Here is a 20,835-nt window from a genome sequence, read left to right as displayed (position 1 = left end):
ATTCGTTGCCTTCTTTTGTTTTAAGCAGAATGATGTGCTTGAAAAACCCAAGTCATAATATAGTCTTGTTCTACAGCCCAACCACCTTGATATTGTTCTAAGAGTTGATAGCGCTGTTGAGTTTCTAATGTAAAAGCTAACGTTAATGTTTGATTGTCAAAATTAATATCACCGATAGATGCTTCTAAGAAATCGATATACTGCTTTGCAGTGGGATAAATCGCTTTATATAGACTTTCTTTTATAGAAAAAATTAAGCTCACATAGCGGGCAAAATCAAAAAACTCAGCCGCTTTATTTTTCCATAAATCAAACTCAGATGGCGTTAAAATAAGGTGTGCACTTTCTTTTGCAAATTCTGAAGTTACCCAGTGCTCGATATCAATTCCCAAATAAAGCGCGTTATTTGATAGCCCAACAATTAACTTATTTTGTGAATGACTAATACTACCCAAAACACGAGAGGGCCAAATGGGTAAATGTTCATACATAGAGGTTATTGGCTGATCTAAACCGAAATGATGATTTAAAACAGCCTGAGCTAAGACCCTGCCACATAAGTACTCATTTTTACGTTCGACACGCGCTTGAGCAATTTTTAGGGGATGCTCTAACTGTTGATCTATATGCAAATGCTGTGTTTTTGATAAGTCTAACCCATAACAGAATAGCCCCGATGTGAAAAAAATAGAGCTCGAAATTTCATAAATTGATTTGCTGAGTTGTTCAGGAATATATAGATAATGACTCACTGTATTTGGCTTCAAAATAAATACTTTTAATACGTTCTCTCTTATCTTAACTTACGAGCCGCAATTTAATAAATAATTATACTTATCATTTGATAATAATTATTATTTACTTATACTGTTGGGTAAATTTTGACTTTAATTTACTTATAAACATCGATTATGAAACTTATAGGACTTTTTTTGACCCTGTTAGGAGCGGTCAGTATCTATTGTAGTCATAGCAATCAAAATCTGTTGTCTCACCATCTTCCAGCTCTATTTAAGTATTTGGGTCTAGTACTGTTGAGTGTTGGATTGATTGCACTCTTTGCGAGCTTACCAAAAGTTGTTGCTGCTTTCTGCTGGTTCATGCTCATCATTTTTGCATGGTCGTTTCTTCCCTTTATAGCGCTTTTTAAACGGAAATTGGTTTCATGAAAGCTAAAATTCAGTCTCCTATCCAGCCAGACTGGTGGAGTAAAACTTTTGCTGGCGGGGTTTTAGGGCTAAGCCTTTCTATCGCGATTGGCAATTTAGTAGTTCTATTAGGTCGTCCTTATGTTGCCATGGATTTATTAGTGCAATTGGGTATGTGGAGTGTGCCTTGGGTTTGGATGCCTATTATGTTTGCCAGTTATTTTTTTACGACCGGACAAAAAGCACTGATCTATTTATCAATTGCGAATGCCCTAGCGTATAGCTGTATTTTCGTATTGCGGGGTTAAACATGAAAGTACGTTCAGACATTATGAAATTAGCAAAAAGCATGCATACTTGGGTGGGTGTATGTGCAGGGATTTTGCTTTTTATCTGTTTCTTTGCTGGTGGGCTTAGCATGTTTCAGCACCACATTAGTAAGTGGGCTACGCCAACGCAGCAAGTTTTACCTAAAGTTTCACCCAACCAATATAATGAGCTTATTCAAAAAGTTCAGGCTACCTATCCTGCTGCACAAAAGAACTTCACACTAAATTTATCGTCTAATGAATTTCACTATGCACCTATTACTTGGAGTGAGCATGAACGTGGAGATGGCTTTAATGCTGCTCAGTCTACGTGGATGGCAAGCTTAGACGATAAAGGTCAGTTAATCGTTGCTCAGGAAAACTTATCTAAAGCAGGTTGGCTAATCGAACAGTTGCATGAAACAGCAGGCATACCCGGCATGGCAGGTCATCACGGATTAGGACTTTACGTGATGGGCGTGGTTTCGATTTTATATTTTCTTGCTTTACTTTCAGGAGTGATTATTCTTTTACCAACTTTGGTAAAGGATTACTTTGTCATCCGTCCTGGTAAAAATAAAAAGCGTTTTTGGTTAGATGCGCATAACGTGATTGGAATTACGAGCTTACCTTTTCACATCATTATTAGCATTAGCGTTATTGTCTTTGCTTTTCATGACTTTTTTTACGATGCGATTGGTCAGCTGGCACTCAAAGGACAGCCAGTTTTTCAGCGTTCTCCCCCTGCGCTTATTCAACCTAAACAAACACAAATAGATGTGCAGCAAATATTAGCTCAAACAAAAAAAGTAACACCTGAATATTCAGTTGACTATATCCAGTTCAGTAACCTCGATAAACCTGAAAAAGCCAATGCACGTATAGCCTTGTATAGCCCCGATCAGATGTTACGTGGCGCAAATCAAGACTTTATGCGCATGAACCCCTATGCAGTTGAGCACTTTAATCATAAAGGTATTAATACTCAGACTGATGGAGGTAATAAGTTAATCAACGCCATGTTTAGCCTACATTTTGGAAGTTTTGGGGGTACGGGCGTACGTTGGATTTATTTTGTGTTAGGTGTCGGTGGCGCTTTCCTATTTTACACAGGGAACATTCTTTGGGTTGAAACTCGTGCACGTAAACAAAAGCGTGCTGAAGACTCTGTTCCTGTTCAACGTAAAGATGTGGTGTTCCTCGCGAACTTAACTATAGGTGCATGTTTAGGGTGTGTTCTAGCTGTCGTAGGCACAATGTTAGCTAGTCGTTGGCTTTTCGCTACACTCAACATTGAAAGTATAAATCACGTCTTCATGTATGGTTATTATGCGATTTTCCTACTGACTTTGATTTATACCTTTGTGATTGGCTACGCAAAAGCTTTACCACAACTGCTCTTAACCTTGGTTTTTGTGTTATTTGCGATTCCACTTACATCTCTTTTAGCTTACTTCATTCCCCAAAGTGGCTTATGGGTACATGGCGGAGAAATCTTAGTAGTTGATTTATTAGCTGTCATTTTTGCTTTCGCTTTCTGGCGTTTTTATCAACAAGCCCAAGATCGCCGAAAATCTGCTCCAACAGGTAGTTTATGGGCTAGTTAACACTATAAATCAATGACTGAAATAATGTGTGAAATATGAAAAATTATAAAACCCACATTGTTTCGGTCAGTTGTTTAATTTCTTGAATATCATGACTTACATAAATCATCGGAATTTTTATTTCCTCTTTTACTTTCTGAAAAAAAGGAATAATTTCAGCTTTATGATTCGCATCTAGTGCGGATAAAGGTTCATCAAGTAGTAACAGCTTAGGTGAATATAATAATGCTCGACCCAGTGCCACGCGCTGTTTTTCCCCTCCTGAGAGTTTGATAGGCATACGTTGTAATAAGTGGTCTAACTTTAATAACTCAATAATGTAATCTGCTTCAAAGTGACGTTCTTGTTGGGAAAGATGCTTAAGACCAAATAATAAATTTTGCTTTACCGTTTTATGCGGAAAAAGCTGAGCATCTTGAAAAACCAATCCAACATGCCGCTTTTGCGTGCTCAAGTTAATTTTTTGATCTGAATCAAACCATGTTTGGTCCTGTATTTTAATGACTCCACTACGCGGAGTGTTCAGCCCTGCAATAGCATGTAAAATGGACGTTTTACCTGAACCGGATGCACCAAATAGCCCAATAACAGAAGCATTGGACTGGAAACTAGGCTCAATATGAAATTGACCCATGTGTAGCTGGAAACGGCAATCAATCAACATAATCTTACCGCCCTAAGCGCTTCTTTTGATAACGATGAAACCACTGTGCAAACCATAGCGCTAAAAAAGCCACGCTTAACGATAAAACAATAAGTCGTTGAATAGCGGCCTCGGTATCGGGTTGTTGCATTAAGCTATACATGGCCAAAGGCAAAGTACGTGTTTCATTTGAAATATTACCAACAAAAGTAATAGTGGCTCCAAACTCACCTAGACTCCGGCAAAAGCACAAAATGGCACCAATTAAAATACCACTGCTGGCAAGTGGCAATGTGACATGGAAAAATGCCCCTAAAGATGAGGCACCTAATGTCTTTGCTGCCATTTCTAAACGCTGATCGACCAGCTCAATTGCTAGTCGAATCGATTGTACCAACAGCGGAAAACCCATTACTGCGGAAGCAAGAACGGCGCCTTTCCAGTTAAATGCAAAATCAATTCCGAGTGGAGCTAAATATTGCCCAATAATCCCGCGGCTCCCAAAAACTTGTAAAAGCAAATAACCAGGCACCACTGGCGGTAATACCAAAGGTAAAAACACCAATGTTTCAATGAATGACTTACCCCAAAAGTCTTTACGTGCTAGAAACCATCCCACACAAATTGCAGGAATAATACTGACAACAAGACAACTTGCTGCAACCTTACAAGAAAGTTGCAGCACGCTGAGTTCTTCTGGGGTTAAAGAGAACATCATGGTTTAACTGGAGCTAGCACACTAAAGCCATATTTTTTAAAGACAGCTTTGGCTTGGTTGCTTTGTAAAAATTGATAGAACTTTGTTGAATTTGGAGTCTTTTTAACTATCCCTATAGGGTAAGTAATTGGCGAATGTGTATTTTCTGGAAATACGCCAGCTACAGTCACATCTTTGCTAATCGCTGCATCGGTTGCATAGACAATCCCAACCTGACATTCACCACGCGCAACAAAATTTAATGCCGCTCGAACATCTTCTGTTTCAACTAACTTCGGCTCAATACGGCTCCACCAACCTAGATTAGTAAAAGCTTGTTTAGCATATTTGCCTACAGGTACACTTTTGGTATCTCCTGTACAAATCTTTCCAGTAAAGACTTTATTGGGATCAGTGGTTTTATCTAATTTGATGTTTAATGACTGCCCTTTTGGGGTAATTAGCACCAAACGGTTATCTAATAAATTTATACGGTCATTTGCAGCAACTTGTTTTTTGTTTTGTAGATAATCCATCCACTGTGTATCTGCTGAAATAAAAATATCTGCTGGCGCACCTGCGTCAATTTGCTTAGCTAAGGTCGATGAGCCTGCATATGAAGTCTTAACTTCTACTTTATTCTGTTTTTCGTAAATTTTTTCTAAATCTGCAATCGCATTCGTTAAGCTCGCTGCTGCATAAACGGTAACCGATTCAGCCTTGGCTGGAACATTAAAGATCCCTCCTATGCTGAGGACTGAACAAGCTAAAGCTAATTTTTTTATCTTTGTATTACTTACCATTATGTTTTACCTTTTTTGTCGTTTTTTGCAGCGATATATACCCAAGAATATAGCGATAAGCATAGACGATGAAAAGTAGAAATTATTTATAAAGATGGATATTTTTTCTGAGCAATTGAAAACTATTAGTAGATAAAACTGATTCGCGCTTAAATTCTTTGATTTATAAAGCATTCCTAATCTTATTTCTTTAAATAGCTACTCATAATTTGATAATCATGTTCTAAGGCTTGTCGAGCATTGATTTCCATTTGGCGGTAATGCTCTAAGACTTTGTGGCCCAAAGCTGTGACGGCTGCCCCACCACCATGGGTTCCACCCGTTTGTGTTTCCACTAAAGCTGTTTCAAAGCATTGATTCATGGTGTCGACCAACTGCCATGCACGGCGGTAGCTCATATTCATAGATTTTGCTGCCTGTGAGATTGAACCCGTTCTCTCAATTGCTTCAAGTAAGTCTGCCTTACCCGGACCAAATGCAATATTTTGCTCTAAAAGAATTCTAATTTGTAATTTTAAGTTTTGTTCTTTCATAGACTTAGTTCACAAAGTTTCATTTTTATGCTGCTTAACATTATAGGGAACTTTAATAGGTTAAAACACATACAAATTTAAATCTCTACTTTTTCTTCAAAAGAATCCGATTAAAAAATCAAAACTGCACAAAGTGGATAAAGATCTGGAAAAAACGGATAGAGAGCAATGCTTAATCGCGGTTCAATCAGTTAAAAGCTGATTGATTAGAGGATTGAGTAAATGACCTCATCTAATTTAAAACAATGGAATGATTTTATAGATGGATGTATCGACTTCCGTCCTAACGATGGTGTGTTTCGTATTGCACGTGACATGTTTACCGAGCCAGAACTATTTGACTTGGAAATGGAACTTATTTTTGAAAAAGTTTGGATTTACGCATGTCATGAAAGTGAAATTCCAAACAATCATGATTTCCTAACCGTTCAAATTGGCCGCCAACCGATTATTGTAAGCCGTGATGGTAAAGGCGAACTACATGCCATGGTCAATGCTTGTGAACACCGCGGTGCGACCTTAACACGCGTTGCTAAAGGCAATCAATCTACATTTACCTGCCCATTCCATGCTTGGTGTTATAAGTCAGATGGTCGCTTGGTTAAGGTAAAAGCGCCTAGTGAGTACTGTGAAGATTTTGATAAATCAAGCCGTGGTTTAAAACAAGGCCGTATTGCCAGCTATCGTGGATTTGTATTTGTAAGCCTTGATACTCAAGCAACAGATTCGCTAGAAGACTTTTTGGGCGATGCAAAACTGTTCCTTGATTTAATGGTTAACCAGTCCCCAACAGGTGAACTCGAAGTATTACAAGGTAAGTCATCTTATACCTTTGCAGGTAACTGGAAGCTACAAAATGAAAATGGCTTAGATGGCTACCATGTCAGCACTGTTCACTATAACTATGTCTCTACAGTTCAACACCGTCAGCAAGTCAATGCATCAAAAGGTGCGGAACTCGACACGCTCGACTATAGCAAGTTGGGTGCGGGTGACTCAGAAACTGACGATGGCTGGTTTAGTTTTAAAAATGGTCATAGTGTTTTATTTAGTGACATGCCAAACCCGACAGTTCGTCCGGGCTACAGCACGGTTATGCCATATATGGTCGAAAAATATGGCGAAAAATATGCTGAATGGGCAATGCATCGTTTAAGAAACTTGAACTTGTACCCTAGCCTATTTTTTATGGACCAAATTAGTTCTCAGCTTCGTATTGTTCGTCCTGTAGCATGGAATAAAACCGAAGTCATTAGTCAATGTATTGGGGTTAAAGGTGAATCTGCAGATGCGCGCCGTAACCGTATTCGCCAGTTTGAAGATTTCTTTAATGTATCGGGCCTTGGTACACCAGATGATTTAGTTGAATTCCGTGAGCAACAAAAAGGTTTTCAGGCACGACTTGAACGTTGGAGCGATATTTCACGTGGTTGTCAGTCTTGGGAATATGGTACGACCAAAAACTCACAAGATTTAGGCATTCAACCAGTTATTACTGGCCGTGAATTTACCCATGAAGGACTCTATGTAAATCAACATGGACACTGGCAACGTCTCATGCTCGACGGCTTAAATAAAAAAGCGCTGAAAATGCAGGATATTACTTTTGAAAATAATGCTGTAATGGATGAGGTGTAACCATGTCACAAGAACTACATTTTGCTGTATCTCAGTTTTTGTACAAAAAGGCAGAGCTTTGTGATGCTTATGACTGGGATGCCTACCTAGAGCTTTACGATGAAGATAGTGAATATCATATTCCACAGTGGATTGATGACCATAACTATGTTCAAGATCCAAATCAGGGTTTGTCTTATATCTATTATGCAGACCGTACTGGACTTGAAGACCGTGTATTCCGTATTCGCACAGGAAAAGCGGCATCTGCAACACCGTTACCACGTACTTTGCACAGCATAAACAATATTCGAGTTAAAACACTGGAAGATGGTCTTATCGAAGCAAAAGTTGCATGGCAAACGCTTTATAACCGTCAAGGTTTAGAAGGCTGTTTTTACGGACATGCCACTTATCTTTTACGTCAAACCGCAGATGGTTTCCGCATTCGTCGTCAGCACAGCATTTTGCTGAATGACAAAATTGATTCCGTTTTAGACTTCTATCACGTTTAAGGGGAATGAAAATGGTACATTCAGTTGCACTTAACTTTGCCGATGGCAAAACCTTTTTCATTTCAGTAAATAACGACGAATTGTTGCTTGATGCGGCAGTTCGTCAGGGAATTACCCTGCCGTTAGACTGCCGTGAAGGTGTTTGTGGTACCTGTCAGGGACAGTGTGAAACTGGTATTTATGAACAAGAATATGTCGATGAAGATGCATTAAGTGAACGTGATTTGGCCGAACGAAAAATGTTAGCTTGCCAGACCCGTGTAAAATCAGATGCAGCTTTTTATTTCGATCATGATTCTGCTATTTGTAACGCTGGTGATACTTTAAAAATTGAAACCAAAGTGACTGCGGTTGAGCTAGTTTCTGAAACCACAGCAATTTTGCATCTTGATGCAAGTAGTCATGCTGCACAACTTCAGTTTTTACCGGGTCAATATGCTCGTTTGCAAATACCGAATACAGAAGACTGGCGCTCATATTCATTTGCAAATAGACCAAATGCAACCAATCAATTGCAATTTCTCATTCGTCTCTTGCCAGACGGTGTGATGAGTAATTACTTGCGTGACCGTTGTCAGGTCGGACAAAGCTTACTTATTGAAGCACCGCTTGGTAGTTTTTATTTACGTGAAGTACAGCGACCACTGGTTTTTGTAGCAGGTGGAACGGGATTATCCGCATTTTTAGGAATGCTTGATAACTTGGTTGAGCAGCCTAACTCACCTGCCGTTCAGTTGTACTACGGCGTAAATAGTGAAACCGACTTGTGTGAACAACAGCGTTTACATGCCTATGCTGAACAGCTACCCAACTTTAGTTATCACCCGATTGTGACTAAGGCAACGGAAACTTGGCAAGGTAAAGCAGGCTATATCCATGAGCACTTAAATAAAGATCAACTGGCCGAGCAGGCTTTTGATATGTATTTATGTGGCCCACCACCAATGATTGAAGCCGTTAAAAATTGGTTAGATGAGCAATCTTTGCAAAACTACCGTATTTACAGCGAGAAATTTTTACAGAGCAATACATCACGTTAAAAGTATAAATAGCTTAAAAATCACTAAACCTGAAATGATTCAATATACTCTTATAAGGGGTATATTGAATTTTTGCACTTAAATTAAAAGTTTTTATATATCAATAATATAAATCAATAGATTCCGACAAAATAAATTGACCAGTTCGCACGGATTTGCTATAAATTTTGATAGATCTTAAGGAATAAGATCATGATGAGATTAAGTTAAAGTACCTTTTATATCCCCCTATTCTATTTCTCGAATGTATTAAATTGATGGATAAAATCCAACTTAAAAATTTGAGAAAATCATATTAATTAGCGGTTAAATTGGTCTGTATTTTGCTTATATCTCATTGTATTTTACGCGTAACTTAATTTTTTTAAGTGCCGTATTTACTTGATGTACAGCGAATTTTTAAGCTTTTGTAACACAGGTAAATACAGGAGTGAGCCAAAAGGGATATATATGAACCAAGCCAACTCCCATGAACTCAATGGACGTCATTTTCAAAATGAGTCTATCTTTACTGATCATAATTTGGTGTTCGATCACCACGATTTAAGCGAAACCTGCCGAAATGTAGGTCAAATTTTTAAACCGCATGATCTTAAAATCTCTCATCAGAAGCGAGATTTCAGTGCAACTATGCACCATGTTAAAACAGGTGCGCTATCTATTAGTCGCTTAGAATATGGCGCAGACGTCATTATTGAACCAGATCATCTGGATAACTTTTACTTAATTCAAATTCCAACTCAAGGTTATGCAGAAATCGAGTTTGGTTCGCAAAAGTTTATTTCTTATTCTCAAGTTGCTTCTCTTATTTCACCTAAGCAATCTTTACGTATGCGCTGGCACGCGAACTCGCCGCAGCTCATTCTAAAAGTGTCAAAGGATGATTTTACTTACCATTGCCGTCAACACATTGCCGATTCAGAAAATAACTTACTCATTTTTGAACCAAAATTAGATTTTTCTACCCAAGGTGGAGCCTATTTTTTACAGCTCGTTAGAACATTAATGGATGCTTTAGCATGCGAACAGCATCCGCTTCATCATCCTTTAGCCTTTAAACAGTTTGAGTCAAATTTATTTAATGCGCTCATTTATGGTCAGCCCAACAATGCATTATATAAGCTTGATCATTATAAAGAAAAAACCGTTTCTCCTTATTTCGTGAAGCGTACAGAAGCCTACATTAAAGAACATTTGCATGAGCCGCTCAATGTCGAGATTTTAGCTGAACATGCAGGCGTGAGCGTAAGAACTCTATTTACTGGTTTTAAAAACTATTTAGGGACCACCCCAATGTCTTATTTAAAAGAATTACGCTTTGAACAAGCTCATTTAGAACTCATGCATAATGAAAATCTATCGGTTACTGACGTTGCATTTAAATGGGGATTTACTCACTTAGGTCGTTTTTCTCAAGAATATAAACGCCGTTATGGTGAGTTACCTTCGTCTACTCGCCGTTCTGGTCACAGTGAAGGTTCAGGCTTAATTACTTCAATTTTTTCTTAAACTAAAATAGATAAAAGCCTTTTATTATTTGTTGATATAAAAGGCTTTTTTTATGACTTAAAAATGATGGACATAACGAACTTGTAGTCGCGTACCTTCTGGTCGGTTTTCAGCATCTTGCTCAAAATATGCATTTGCAACCAAGTGATCATTTTTAGAAAAACTATACATCGCACCGGGACCAATTGCCCAAACTTGTTCACGTCGACCTTTGACTTTTTCACCATCGACTTCGGTATCTGTAACTTGTTTTAGCCAATAGCCATTGAGCCCTAAACGGAACTGTTCGGTAATAGCATAGTCCGTTGCAAAGTTTGCATGAATTGCTTGCCCTGCCTGTATATCATTTGCTCCAGCAAACGCATAGCTTGGGTCATTATTCTTAAAGTTATAGAGATAATGGATACGTGTTGAAGCTGTCCATTTTGGATTAAACCAATATGTGGCAGCCCAATAAGGGTCAAATGAAACAGCGTTATTACTTGGGTTAATATCTTTTTGCTGGTCGTATTCGCCAGTAGGTAAATTCACCTGAAACTCAAAACGATGTACAAACTTCGGTCCTTGTGCGCCCATGACTGGATCGAACTGAATGAAAGGCCCAATCATAATGTCCCCAAAGCCACTTTGGGCTTTAATTGCCGCATTATTCAAGCCATCATCCATGTCCATTTTACTGACAAAAGGAATCAGAAAATTCATGCCTAGACTGGCTTTATCTTTTACTCGTACATTCGATAAATAACTAATCTGCTCAACCAGTACTTGATAATTTAGATCTGTTTTAGGTAAACCGAGTTTTTGTCCATTAACATCGACCAGTTTATTACTATCGTAATTTTGAAAATAGGTTTGAGCATACCAACCGGACCCTGCTGGTAATCCACCATCGAGAAAGCTGGTCATACCTAAGTTTACGGTCGGTAAATCATAGGCATGTGCAGCCAAAGGCACACCCAACAATGTCCCTGCTAAAAAGCCATGTTTAATTAAAGTGCTTTTCATCTTTTTGTTTCCTATAAAAAAATCACGACCGGATTGATCGTGATTGTGGTGAATTAATGGACTAATTCTGGATGCTCAGCAGCAATCCGATACTTTCCTGCGTGAAATACCAATGGTTCACCTTGGCGTTGTTGGTATTGTTCAATTTGACCAATAAAAATCAGGTGATCTCCGCCTTCATACTGATTTACATTGCGACAAACCAAGGTTGCGAGTGCATCAGTCAAAATTGGAACGCCAGCATTGCATTGTTGATGAGCAATGCCTGCAAATTTGTCTTCGGCACCTCGAGCAAAATGCCCCGAAAGCTGATGATGCTCTTGTGCCAACATGTGAATGGCAAAATATTCAGCTTCTACAAAATCAGGCAAACTTGGCGCCGTTTTTGAAAGGCTCCACAAAATTAATGGCGGATCTAAAGACAGAGATGAAAATGAATTGGCGGTCATTCCTATTTTCCGGCCATCTTTGCCACGAGTTGTAATCACGGTAACGCCAGTTGCAAACTGACCAAGCAAATTACGAATTTCTCTTGGGTTTTCGGCATTAATCGCTTGTAAAGCTAAAGTTTCAATTGTGTCCATTTTTAAATCTCCCTTTGATATTTTGACCTTAAGCGACTTTTGCTGCGGTTTTTGAAGCCAAGAATGCTTGAGCTTGATTTGCATCAAACCACCACGGAGCAAAGGCGCGCGGGTCATCAAAGTTATTGGCCATAATTGAAGCAATGCTCTGGTTTTGGCTTGCAGCTGCTAGGAGTTCAACGACATGAGGCTCTGGTGGTAATAACAAGCTATTGGTCCAAGCCACGACTTTTTCTGCATAAGCCCAATAGCGTTCAAAAGTTTGAACCATCCATTGTTCGCTAAAGCTTTGATTATCATTGGCTAAAATGGCATCGAAATAGATCTTGCTACACTTAGCCGCATTATTTGAGCCTTGGCCGGTAATTGGATCATTGACCACTAAGGCATCTGCCATACCAAAAATTTTCTTACCAGACGGTAAGGTTAAAACGGGTTTGCGTACGGTCGGTGGGAAACGCCCCGCTAAATAACCGCCAGCATCGGTTATCTCAACATTTGCGCAGCGTTCATATTCCCAAGGTACAAATTTCTTGAGTAAGTCCAGACTGCATTGCAGGTGCTGTTCAGGTGTTTTGACATCTTGCCAGCAGTCCATCGGTCCATTTGGAATACCTTCGAACACCATAATGTCGCAAGGTCCATTCACGGTAAGTGCCGGAAATGAAAAGTATTCCCCGACTTCAGGAATAATGTTAAAAGTCACACGTGAATAAGGTGAAATTGGCTTCATATTTTTGACGTAGGTCAAAGCCAAAGCACGCTGCGGTTTATCGAAAACACTTCGTGCATCATCACGTTCAAACTGTTTAACAACTTCACCTTTACCAGCCGCGAGTAATACAAGCTCGTAGTCGTTTGCGAGTTGTTCTAACTCTTCTATTCCAACATCTTGTATCACCAATTGACCGCCACGGCGTTCAAATTCTTCCATCCAATATGGCATTTTGACGCGTTGATCGACCGATTGAGCGTAGCGCTCAAGACGAGCACTCCATTCAAATGCTTTACCACCATTTTCAGGGTTCACTAAAGCTAGCCCAATGCCTTCTACGGCTGGACATTGTTCTTCCCAAAAATTTAGTCCCAAGTCACGTTCAGTTTGTAAAGCGGTATGAAACATACATTGGCTTGACATGACTTTACCTTGACGGATTTCATCGGCAGTTCGGTTGGTGATCATGGTTACATCGTAACCTGTATCTAATAACCCCAAACCAAGCTGTAAACCAGACTGTCCTGCTCCAACAATTGCAATACGGCGCATAATCTTCTCCATAATTTTCTAAATGTGCTTTTAAAACGCTGTGCTATTCGGCTAAACGCGGAATAGCGGGCTGTGATCCTTCAGGGCCCATTACTGAATAGCCACCGTCGACTGCGTAATCTGCTCCGGTCACAAAGCTCGCAGCGGGTGACAATAAAAACAAAACAACATTGGCGACTTCTTCTGGATGACCCAATCGGCCTAGTAAGTGATAATCGGCTGCCACGCTATCGGCTTTTTCACGGTTATTACCGCTGACTTCTGCAATGACACGAGACCATGTCCAACCCGGAGAAACCGAATTTACGCGAATACCATCGGCAGCAAAATCCATTGCCATGCTTTGTGTGAGTTGACGTATCGCGGCCTTAGAAACCGGATATAACCAGCGCCCTGTTTGTGCCACTTTGGCTGAAATGGAAGTAAAGTTAACAATTGAACCTTGCTGCTTTTTTAGGTCATTGTATAAAGCACGGCTCAGCTCAATTGTAGAGACCAAATTAAGATCGAGTGCTTGTATCCAATCCTGACGTGAAGATTTAAAACCGTCATCTAAGTAGGTACATGCCAGATTGACCAAGTAACTCACTTCACCTAAATGTTGGTGAATATCCGCCACAGCTTGTTGAATAGCCGCATCGCTGGTTAAATCGGTTTGAATAAACATCACATCATGGTTAAAGCTTTCGGCAATCGCCTTACCTTTTGCATCAATATCTAAAATAGCGACATGAGCACCTGCACTGACTAAGGCTTGCACAACAGCTTTACCAATGAGTGTTGCACCGCCACTCACCACAGCGACTTTTCCTATTAAATTTATATTCATTGCAGATACTCCTTAACTAACTGGCTTGCCTTCACTACTTGACCAAGATGGCATCAAAGTATTGGAAGGAAGATCTTCATCAAGAAGTTTTCGTGCTGTCTCGACACCTGCAACGGGTAAGCCTGTTGGGTCTAATAAACCAATTTGAACAAGTACAGATGCTTGGTCCCAGTAAATATGCTCATGACACAGCTTTGAACCTCTGAACTGAATTACACCTAACATTGGTATTTCGACATATTTACCAGTTGGTTTTACACCCGGTAATAACCAGTCAATTTCAGCGTCGTGGGTAAAGCTCATAATGAATTCGTCTACCACTTGCGTTGAGCCAACCGTACGAGAGATTGAAGTAATCTTCATATCTTTTGGGTTTTGATGAACAAAGTGATATTGATAAAAACGAGCAAGCTGGCTTTGGCCTACACCGCCAGTCAAGGTTGGGATATGGTTGACATAAGGTTCTGCAACCATTGTTGCCATGGTTGCTGGGACGTCACGCGTATTGAACTCATGACGAATATGCTCTTCCCATAAGGCAACTAAGTCATATTTCGGCCCAATCGTTTCATGTAGAGCTGTTACTGTACGCTCGTGAGCAAAGCGTGCTGAAGGTTTGTGGTAATGGTTGCTTTTTGGTCGTGCAAAGGCATGATCAACACCTTCATAAACATAGGCTTGTACATTTAAATATTGGTTGGCTGCATCGACAATCGCTTGTCTCGCATCTGGCGGTGTAAATTGGTCCAGTTCAGCAATATGTAAAACCAAGCGCCCTTTTACGTTAGCTAACTCATCTAACGCTTTTTCAATGCCTACACCGTAATAACCTATGGCACATGCCACTTCCGAAAGTCTGCAGCCTGCCAAATAAGCTAGCTTTCCACCTAAACAATAGCCAACCACGCCGAGACCTGTAGAGGTATCACATTCTGGTCGTGTCTTTAAAAAAGCTAAGCTGTCTTGAATATCTTCAACACCGAGGTTTTCGTCATATTGCTGATAAAGTTCAAAAGCTTTTTGAAAATCTTCTGGTGTGTAACCCAGTTCAATATTAGGTGCTACACGCCAAAATAAATCAGGAACCAAAACGGTATAGCCTTCTTCTGCAAGAAAATCTGCCTTTTCCCGCATTGCTGCATTCACCCCAAAGATTTCCTGACAAAGCACCACACCGGGTCCTTTTCCTGTTTCTGGTGTCGCTAGATATGCACCGAACTGCTTTCCAGATGCAGTTTGAATTTGAATGGTTTGCCCAGCCATAGTGTCAACTCCTGACATTGTTATGGCTTTATCTTCTATCTGAAAATTTTTTTAGACTGTCCAAAAGCTGCAAGCACTATCCAATCTCTGCGCAATTATCAAAATCAATCAAACTGGATAGAAAAATTAAAAATAAGAAACACCTATATTTCAAACGATTAAATTAAAAAATGAAATGAATGTTTTTTATCTCATTTGGAAAAAATGGATGAATATTCGGACTTATTGGATAGTGAATATTGGTTAAAAATAATTCAATTAAAGACTCAGGTTTTGTAACGAATACATTGAATTACTCAGGGAATTAAATAATTTTAAGAAGGAATACATATGAAAACGATAGATGCAAACACGATTATCAATCGCGAAAAACTGTCTCCACTACAGTGGATAGTTTTTATCCTAGGCTTTTTTGTCTTTTTCTGTGATGGTCTAGATACAGGAATTATTGGTTTTGTTGCACCGGCATTATTGGATGATTGGGGAATTACCAAGCCTCAACTTGCTCCCGTTTTAAGTGCTGCTTTAGTCGGTATGTCAATTGGTGCAATCATTTCGGGCCCCTTAGCCGATAAATTTGGCCGTAAAGGTGTTATTGTTTTTACAAGCCTTTTGTTCTCAATATTTACGATTTTGTGTGGCTTTGCTAATTCAACTCAAGACTTAATGATTTATCGCTTTATTACTGGCGTAGGTTTAGGCGCAGCTATGCCAAACATTAGTACCATTGTTTCTGAATATATGCCTGTAAAACGTAAAGCATTTCTCACAGGGCTTGCTGGCTGTGGATTTATGCTGGGTATTTCTTGTGGCGGTGTGTTATCAGCTTATCTGTTAGAAAGCTATGGCTGGGCCAAAGTGATTATTATTGGCGGAAGTATTCCCCTCATTTTAGTGGTTGCTTTATTACTTAAATTACCTGAATCAACTCAATACTTAATTACACGTCATCAACAAGATAAAGCGCAGCGTATTTTAGAAAATATTCAAGGCCATTCCTTCCAAGAACCGGTAAAACTTATTTTAGCTCAAGCAGAAAATCCTTCAGATGAAAATCCGGTTAAAGTGGTTTTAGGAAAATACCTGTGGGGTTCAAGCATGCTTTGGCTCTGCTGCTTTACCAGTCTGTTGGTGTTCTATCTTTTAACAAGCTGGATGCCAACGATTTTAAAAACAGCTGGTTTTAGTACCCAACAGTTTAGTTTAATTGCCGCGATTTTCCCTTTTGGTGGTGTGATTGGTGCAACCATTATGGGATGGTACATGGATAAACTGAATCCAACTACAGTGATTAAATATTCATACCTAATTGCTTTCGCCCTATTCATTGTTGCTGGTCTGGTGAGCTCAAATATTTTCTTATTAGGTCTTACTATCTTCTTAATTGGTGCACTACTCGCTGGTGCGCAGTCTTCATTACTGCCACTTGCAGCTATATTCTATCCAGCGGTCTGTCGTGCGGTTGGCGTTTCATGGATGCATGGTATTGGTCGTATCGGCGCAATTTTAGGTGCTTTCTTTGGCTCGCTCATTTTCACTTTTAACCTAAGCTTAAGCGGTATTTTCTTTATTCTTGCATTACCAACCTTCATCTCATTTATTGCGCTTAGCCTGAAAGTGGTTTATGAGAAATCTAAAAATAAACAAGTGTTAAAGCTCGAAGAAAGTCTATAAATATTAAGCGATAAATAAAAAAACTGATTTAGTTGCCTAAATCAGTTTTTTATTGGGAAAATTAAATATCAGAAAATTTTGCCTTTAGTCTCACTTGGATTTTCGCCAAATTCTTCGCGATATTCTTGAGAAAAACGACTTAAATGGTTAAAGCCCCAATCATACGCAAGCTTTGAAATAGAAACCTTCCTATCTGCTCCTGTGGTGCTCAAGATTTTATAAATTTGTTGGAGACGATATTTTTTTAAATACGACATAGGGCTTGTGCCGTAGTATTGTTGAAATTCGTCATACAATTTTGATTTTGAAACCCCAGCCAGACGTTGCAAATCTTCTGCACAGATTTCTTCGTGCGCATGTTCAATAATAAAATTACGAACCTTACGGATATAAGCTGGCTCATCTTGATGTGAAAGTGACTTTAAAGCTTCAGAGTAGTTGTTTTCTTGAGATAATAGTAAGGCTTTAATTACAAAATTTTCATAGTCTTCAGATAACATCTGTAAACCATAAAAATTGCTATATTGCGATTTTAGCTGTAAAAAATTCTGAATATTCTTCCACCACGCTCCAATCAGTTGCTCAGAGTCTAAGTGCATTTCAGGGTTAAAAATGACAGGCGTTTCTATAGGTTTATTGAGTAGATCTGCAAGGACAATTTGCATACTCCGCTCAGGAATAACCACCTGAAATTTTCTACAGTCTTTATCGATAGTCAGATCTTGCTGGTCGTTATTTGAAACAATAAGGCCTCTGTTTTCATCAGATTGATAATGTGCACCACGAATATTGAGAGCTTGTCGCCCCTGTATAGGTAGACTAATACTATACGCTTTTAAATTTGAGATGTTAATAGCGACATTTGCACCATAACTAATTGTGCCGATTGCCATTTTTTTATTAGGCAAACGCATTCCGTCATAATGGAAATCGAGATTGTCTTTGTAAATCGTGTCTAGACGGTGTTCACCACAAATTGTGGACATCAGATTCTGCGCAAACTCAGCTTTGCGTGAATAATGATTGAGTTCCATCTGTTGGCTGAGTGATATCATATCCTTTTCACCTAGCTAAAACTTATTGCTAAAAAAGCAACTTGTATGCCAATTAATACCCTTTAATTGACGAGTTTTCCTGAAAGTATTTATTCAGGACATGCGTAAATATTACTTTCTCATACTCTATTAAATTTTAAAAATGGAAATAAGTTAAATACCTTTAAAGTATAAATTTATACCTTAACGAACTTATTTTATTGGTTTTTTTATAACGAGTTATAGTAGAGATAAAGCATTATTTTGAACAGTAGATGATCGTAAATTTTTAATGAATAAAAAACCGCTTATATAAAATAAGCGGTTTTTATAAAACAATTAAATTATTGGGCCGTATAACCGCCATCCATCACGACAGCTTGACCTGTTACCCCACCTGCTTTTTCACTTGCGAGGAAAATTGCATAGTCAGCGATTTCTTCAACAGATAGCAAACGCTTTTGAGGAACCATTGCCAAAATTACATCTTCAAGTGCACTGTCTAAACTTACATTACGAGTTTTAGCCAAATCTGCAATTTGCCCACGAACCAATGGTGTATCTACATACCCCGGACATAAAGCATTTACTGTAATACCGTCACGTGCACATTCTAATGCGGCAACTTTTGTTAGACCAATTACGCCGTGTTTAGCACTGTTATAGCCTGCCTTTCCAGCGAAACCAATCAAGCCATTAATTGAAGCCATATTAATAATACGACCATATTTTTGAGCTTTCATGATTGGGAAAACATGTTTAATACCAATAAATGCCCCCGTTAACATGACTTGAACTAACTTTTGAAAAACGGCCGTTGGAAACTCTTCAATAGGCGCAACATGTTGGAAACCAGCATTATTAATTAAGATATCAACCGTACCAAAGGTCTTTTGAGTAAGCTCAATTGCTTGTTTATAAGCGTCTTCATCAGTTACATCACATGGTGCAGATAGTGCTTCAAAGCCTTGCTCTTTAAGTGAGTTCGCCGTTTCTTGGCATTTTTCGGCATTCATATCAGAAATAACAACTTTGGCACCTTCTTGAGCAAATTTCTTAGCAATCTCTAGACCGATACCACTTGCAGAACCTGTAATAAAAGCAACTTTACCGTCTAAAAGTTTAGTCATCTATTTACTCCTTAATACTTATAACGTGCTGATTTAAACAATACCCGTTACGGTAAAGACCGTAATCACCACAAATACTGCTAATGTTTTAATTACCGTAACTGCAAATATATCTTTATACGATTGTTTATGGGTTAAACCTGTAACAGCGAGTAAAGTAATGACAGCACCATTGTGCGGTAAGGTATCCATACCACCTGACGCCATCGCAACTACACGGTGCATAACTTCTGGTGGAATACCCGCAGCTAAAATCGCCGCATTATAGTGTTCAGCCATCGCACTTAAAGCGATACTCATACCACCAGAAGCTGAACCGGTAATACCTGCTAAAACAGTTGTCGTCACCGCCCCATTTACTAAAGGATTTGTAAAAGTACTGCTCATTGCATGACTAATCATGGCAAAGCCCGGTAATGACGCAATAATGGCACCGAAACCGTACTCAGAAGCCGTATTCATCACGGCTAAAAGTGAGCCGCCGATACTCGCATTAATACCTTCTTTAAAGTTCGTTACTACACGTTGGTAATCAAACAAAATTGCAGTAATAATCCCGACAATGAGCGCAAGTCCAACCGCCCATATCGCACCAGTTTTCGCAACATCTACGGTGTAATCAGCTAGACCAACTGAGGCAAAATCAAAGCCATTTGGATACCATTCTTTGATTGCTTTAGATAAATATTTGTTCATTACTGCAACAAGAATGAGCGGTACAAATGCTAGAAACTGACGAGCCGAACTTCCATTATTTTGCAAGTTCATATCAGCTTCAACTTCTTGAGACGGTGTATTGTCTATACCAAAACCAGAGAATCCTTCCCCCGCTTTTGCAGCAGCGCGGCGACGCCATTCTAAGTAACTTAAACCCATGCATAGAACAAAAATAGCACCAATAATTCCTAGAAATGGTGCGGCATAAATATTGGTACCAAAAAAAGTGGTTGGAATTACGTTCTGGATTTGTGGGGTACCTGGCAATGCATCCATAGTGAATGTAAATGCACCCAGCGCGATGGTTCCTGGAATTAAACGTTTTGGAATATTTGCTTGTCTAAATAACTGATTGGCAAATGGATAAATTGCGAATACAGCCACAAATAAACTCACGCCGCTATAGGTTAAAATTGCACCTAGTAATACAACCGTTAAAATTGCTTTTTTTGCGCCAATCCATCTCACAATGGTTCGAGCGATAGACTCAGCAATCCCTGACATTTCAACGACTTTACCAAAAATTGCCCCGAGCAAAAACACAAGAAAGTAATCTTTAATAAAGTTCACCATTTTGGGCATAAAGACACCCGAATAAAACGGTAAAACATTGGCTGGGTTAATGAGTAAAACTGCAAGTAAGGCACAAATTGGTGCCATGAGAATGACAGAAAAGCCCTTGTAAGCTGTATACATTAACAGCCCAAGCGAAAGTAGAATTACAAATAATTCCCACATATATTCTTTCTCCCTAAAGAATAGATATTAGGTTTAATAAAATTACCAAAAGATATTTAGGTTATCCCAAACCTAAAATGATAAAAATCACAATATCTACGATTGGTAATAGATAAATGAGCTTAAAAATAAAATATCACTAAAATATTTAAAAACAATGTAATTTATTTAAAT

20 protein-coding genes are annotated in these 20,835 nt (G+C 39.0%); 7 read left to right on the top strand and 13 right to left on the bottom strand.

From position 1 onward, the window contains the following. Positions 1-20: 20 nt before the first annotated feature. Positions 21-752 carry a 4'-phosphopantetheinyl transferase family protein gene (locus J576_RS15735; protein ID WP_025467829.1) on the bottom strand — a complete coding sequence of 244 codons (732 nt, stop codon included), beginning with the start codon at positions 750-752 and terminating at the stop codon, positions 21-23. Positions 753-1,165: 413 nt separating this feature from the next. On the opposite strand from J576_RS15735, the gene J576_RS15730 reads away from it, so the two are divergent. Both J576_RS15730 and J576_RS15725 read left to right on the top strand, forming a co-directional pair. Beyond that, positions 1,166-1,456, top strand: a complete 291-nt coding sequence (locus tag J576_RS15730) for a hypothetical protein (RefSeq protein ID WP_002049913.1) — start codon at positions 1,166-1,168, stop codon at positions 1,454-1,456. Between the two features lie 2 nt (positions 1,457-1,458). Continuing rightward, positions 1,459-3,063, top strand: coding sequence for a PepSY-associated TM helix domain-containing protein (locus tag J576_RS15725; protein WP_002050063.1), 1,605 nt, complete (start codon positions 1,459-1,461; stop codon positions 3,061-3,063). 43 nt (positions 3,064-3,106) lie between these two features. Here the strand turns inward: J576_RS15725 and J576_RS15720 are convergent, their stop codons facing one another. The 4 genes from J576_RS15720 to J576_RS15705 all read right to left on the bottom strand — a co-directional run bounded on the left by J576_RS15720 (position 3,107) and on the right by J576_RS15705 (position 5,739). Further along, positions 3,107-3,727: an ATP-binding cassette domain-containing protein gene (locus tag J576_RS15720; protein WP_002049964.1), complete on the bottom strand. Its 621-nt coding sequence runs from the start codon at positions 3,725-3,727 to the stop codon at positions 3,107-3,109. Between the two features lie 4 nt (positions 3,728-3,731). Next, on the bottom strand, positions 3,732-4,424 hold the full coding sequence (gene modB / locus J576_RS15715) for a molybdate ABC transporter permease subunit (RefSeq protein WP_000971578.1): 693 nt from the start codon (positions 4,422-4,424) through the stop codon (positions 3,732-3,734). After that, on the bottom strand, positions 4,421-5,206 hold the full coding sequence (gene modA, locus J576_RS15710) for a molybdate ABC transporter substrate-binding protein (protein WP_002050165.1): 786 nt from the start codon (positions 5,204-5,206) through the stop codon (positions 4,421-4,423). Before modA ends, modB begins: the two co-directional genes overlap by 4 nt. Positions 5,207-5,388: 182 nt before the next feature. Then, positions 5,389-5,739: a winged helix-turn-helix domain-containing protein gene (locus J576_RS15705; RefSeq protein ID WP_002050018.1), complete on the bottom strand. Its 351-nt coding sequence runs from the start codon at positions 5,737-5,739 to the stop codon at positions 5,389-5,391. 222 nt (positions 5,740-5,961) lie between these two features. On the opposite strand from J576_RS15705, the gene antA reads away from it, so the two are divergent. From antA to J576_RS15685, 4 genes are all read left to right on the top strand, one after another. Further along, positions 5,962-7,377, top strand: a complete 1,416-nt coding sequence (antA, locus tag J576_RS15700) for an anthranilate 1,2-dioxygenase large subunit (RefSeq protein WP_002049891.1) — start codon at positions 5,962-5,964, stop codon at positions 7,375-7,377. Positions 7,378-7,379: 2 nt separating this feature from the next. Continuing rightward, the gene (gene antB, locus J576_RS15695; RefSeq protein WP_000076813.1) at positions 7,380-7,871 is read left to right on the top strand and encodes an anthranilate 1,2-dioxygenase small subunit; all 492 of its coding nucleotides are present in this window, start codon (positions 7,380-7,382) and stop codon (positions 7,869-7,871) included. 5 nt (positions 7,872-7,876) lie between these two features. Beyond that, complete coding sequence (gene antC / locus J576_RS15690; protein WP_081404075.1) at positions 7,877-8,911, top strand: anthranilate 1,2-dioxygenase electron transfer component AntC; 1,035 nt, start codon at positions 7,877-7,879, stop codon at positions 8,909-8,911. 450 nt (positions 8,912-9,361) lie between these two features. Further along, on the top strand, positions 9,362-10,420 hold the full coding sequence (locus J576_RS15685; protein WP_002049973.1) for an AraC family transcriptional regulator: 1,059 nt from the start codon (positions 9,362-9,364) through the stop codon (positions 10,418-10,420). Positions 10,421-10,477: 57 nt separating this feature from the next. On the opposite strand, the gene J576_RS15680 is transcribed toward J576_RS15685, so the two are convergent. From J576_RS15680 to J576_RS15660, 5 genes are read right to left on the bottom strand one after another with little or no spacing between them, the layout of a single operon-like run. After that, positions 10,478-11,425, bottom strand: coding sequence for a SphA family protein (locus J576_RS15680; RefSeq protein WP_002049837.1), 948 nt, complete (start codon positions 11,423-11,425; stop codon positions 10,478-10,480). A 53-nt stretch (positions 11,426-11,478) separates the two neighbouring features. After that, positions 11,479-12,009 (bottom strand): flavin reductase family protein, encoded by a 531-nt coding sequence (locus tag J576_RS15675; protein WP_002049857.1) that lies wholly within the window; start codon positions 12,007-12,009, stop codon positions 11,479-11,481. A 28-nt stretch (positions 12,010-12,037) separates the two neighbouring features. Further along, positions 12,038-13,276, bottom strand: coding sequence for a styrene monooxygenase/indole monooxygenase family protein (locus J576_RS15670; RefSeq protein ID WP_002050099.1), 1,239 nt, complete (start codon positions 13,274-13,276; stop codon positions 12,038-12,040). A gap of 43 nt (positions 13,277-13,319) precedes the next feature. Beyond that, positions 13,320-14,105 (bottom strand): SDR family oxidoreductase, encoded by a 786-nt coding sequence (locus tag J576_RS15665; protein WP_002049953.1) that lies wholly within the window; start codon positions 14,103-14,105, stop codon positions 13,320-13,322. Between the two features lie 12 nt (positions 14,106-14,117). Further along, a complete protein-coding gene (locus J576_RS15660; RefSeq protein ID WP_002049832.1) occupies positions 14,118-15,368 on the bottom strand; it encodes a dienelactone hydrolase family protein in 1,251 nt (416 codons plus the stop codon). A 330-nt stretch (positions 15,369-15,698) separates the two neighbouring features. Here J576_RS15660 and J576_RS15655 point away from each other — a divergent pair, with 330 nt between their 5' ends. Continuing rightward, positions 15,699-17,042, top strand: coding sequence for an MFS transporter (locus J576_RS15655; protein ID WP_002050221.1), 1,344 nt, complete (start codon positions 15,699-15,701; stop codon positions 17,040-17,042). Positions 17,043-17,110: 68 nt separating this feature from the next. Here the strand turns inward: J576_RS15655 and J576_RS15650 are convergent, their stop codons facing one another. The 3 genes from J576_RS15650 to J576_RS15640 form a co-directional block, all read right to left on the bottom strand. Then, a complete protein-coding gene (locus J576_RS15650; RefSeq protein WP_025467828.1) occupies positions 17,111-18,097 on the bottom strand; it encodes an AraC family transcriptional regulator in 987 nt (328 codons plus the stop codon). A 323-nt stretch (positions 18,098-18,420) separates the two neighbouring features. Then, complete coding sequence (locus J576_RS15645; protein ID WP_002049919.1) at positions 18,421-19,206, bottom strand: 3-hydroxybutyrate dehydrogenase; 786 nt, start codon at positions 19,204-19,206, stop codon at positions 18,421-18,423. Between the two features lie 33 nt (positions 19,207-19,239). Beyond that, positions 19,240-20,661: a GntP family permease gene (locus J576_RS15640; protein ID WP_002049969.1), complete on the bottom strand. Its 1,422-nt coding sequence runs from the start codon at positions 20,659-20,661 to the stop codon at positions 19,240-19,242. Positions 20,662-20,835 lie beyond the last annotated feature (174 nt).

The organism is Acinetobacter sp. 766875 (genome assembly GCF_000582055.1).
Taxonomy (GTDB): Bacteria; Pseudomonadota; Gammaproteobacteria; order Pseudomonadales; family Moraxellaceae; genus Acinetobacter; species Acinetobacter nosocomialis.
This window is presented reverse-complemented; position numbering and strand designations above follow the sequence as displayed.

Excerpts from the sequence above, each read along its gene's own strand:
- modA (WP_002050165.1), bottom strand. The coding sequence starts at position 5,206 with ATGGTAAGTAATACAAAGATAAAAAAATTAGCTTTAGCTTGTTCAGTC.
- modB (WP_000971578.1), bottom strand. The coding sequence starts at position 4,424 with ATGATGTTCTCTTTAACCCCAGAAGAACTCAGCGTGCTGCAACTTTCT.
- J576_RS15655 (WP_002050221.1), top strand. The coding sequence starts at position 15,699 with ATGAAAACGATAGATGCAAACACGATTATCAATCGCGAAAAACTGTCT.
- J576_RS15645 (WP_002049919.1), bottom strand. The coding sequence starts at position 19,206 with ATGACTAAACTTTTAGACGGTAAAGTTGCTTTTATTACAGGTTCTGCA.
- J576_RS15725 (WP_002050063.1), top strand. The coding sequence starts at position 1,459 with ATGAAAGTACGTTCAGACATTATGAAATTAGCAAAAAGCATGCATACT.
- J576_RS15730 (WP_002049913.1), top strand. The coding sequence starts at position 1,166 with ATGAAAGCTAAAATTCAGTCTCCTATCCAGCCAGACTGGTGGAGTAAA.
- J576_RS15665 (WP_002049953.1), bottom strand. The coding sequence starts at position 14,105 with ATGAATATAAATTTAATAGGAAAAGTCGCTGTGGTGAGTGGCGGTGCA.
- antB (WP_000076813.1), top strand. The coding sequence starts at position 7,380 with ATGTCACAAGAACTACATTTTGCTGTATCTCAGTTTTTGTACAAAAAG.
- J576_RS15705 (WP_002050018.1), bottom strand. The coding sequence starts at position 5,739 with ATGAAAGAACAAAACTTAAAATTACAAATTAGAATTCTTTTAGAGCAA.
- J576_RS15650 (WP_025467828.1), bottom strand. The coding sequence starts at position 18,097 with ATGATATCACTCAGCCAACAGATGGAACTCAATCATTATTCACGCAAA.
- J576_RS15675 (WP_002049857.1), bottom strand. The coding sequence starts at position 12,009 with ATGGACACAATTGAAACTTTAGCTTTACAAGCGATTAATGCCGAAAAC.
- J576_RS15640 (WP_002049969.1), bottom strand. The coding sequence starts at position 20,661 with ATGTGGGAATTATTTGTAATTCTACTTTCGCTTGGGCTGTTAATGTAT.
- antC (WP_081404075.1), top strand. The coding sequence starts at position 7,877 with ATGAAAATGGTACATTCAGTTGCACTTAACTTTGCCGATGGCAAAACC.
- J576_RS15720 (WP_002049964.1), bottom strand. The coding sequence starts at position 3,727 with ATGTTGATTGATTGCCGTTTCCAGCTACACATGGGTCAATTTCATATT.
- J576_RS15685 (WP_002049973.1), top strand. The coding sequence starts at position 9,362 with ATGAACCAAGCCAACTCCCATGAACTCAATGGACGTCATTTTCAAAAT.
- antA (WP_002049891.1), top strand. The coding sequence starts at position 5,962 with ATGACCTCATCTAATTTAAAACAATGGAATGATTTTATAGATGGATGT.
- J576_RS15680 (WP_002049837.1), bottom strand. The coding sequence starts at position 11,425 with ATGAAAAGCACTTTAATTAAACATGGCTTTTTAGCAGGGACATTGTTG.
- J576_RS15660 (WP_002049832.1), bottom strand. The coding sequence starts at position 15,368 with ATGGCTGGGCAAACCATTCAAATTCAAACTGCATCTGGAAAGCAGTTC.
- J576_RS15670 (WP_002050099.1), bottom strand. The coding sequence starts at position 13,276 with ATGCGCCGTATTGCAATTGTTGGAGCAGGACAGTCTGGTTTACAGCTT.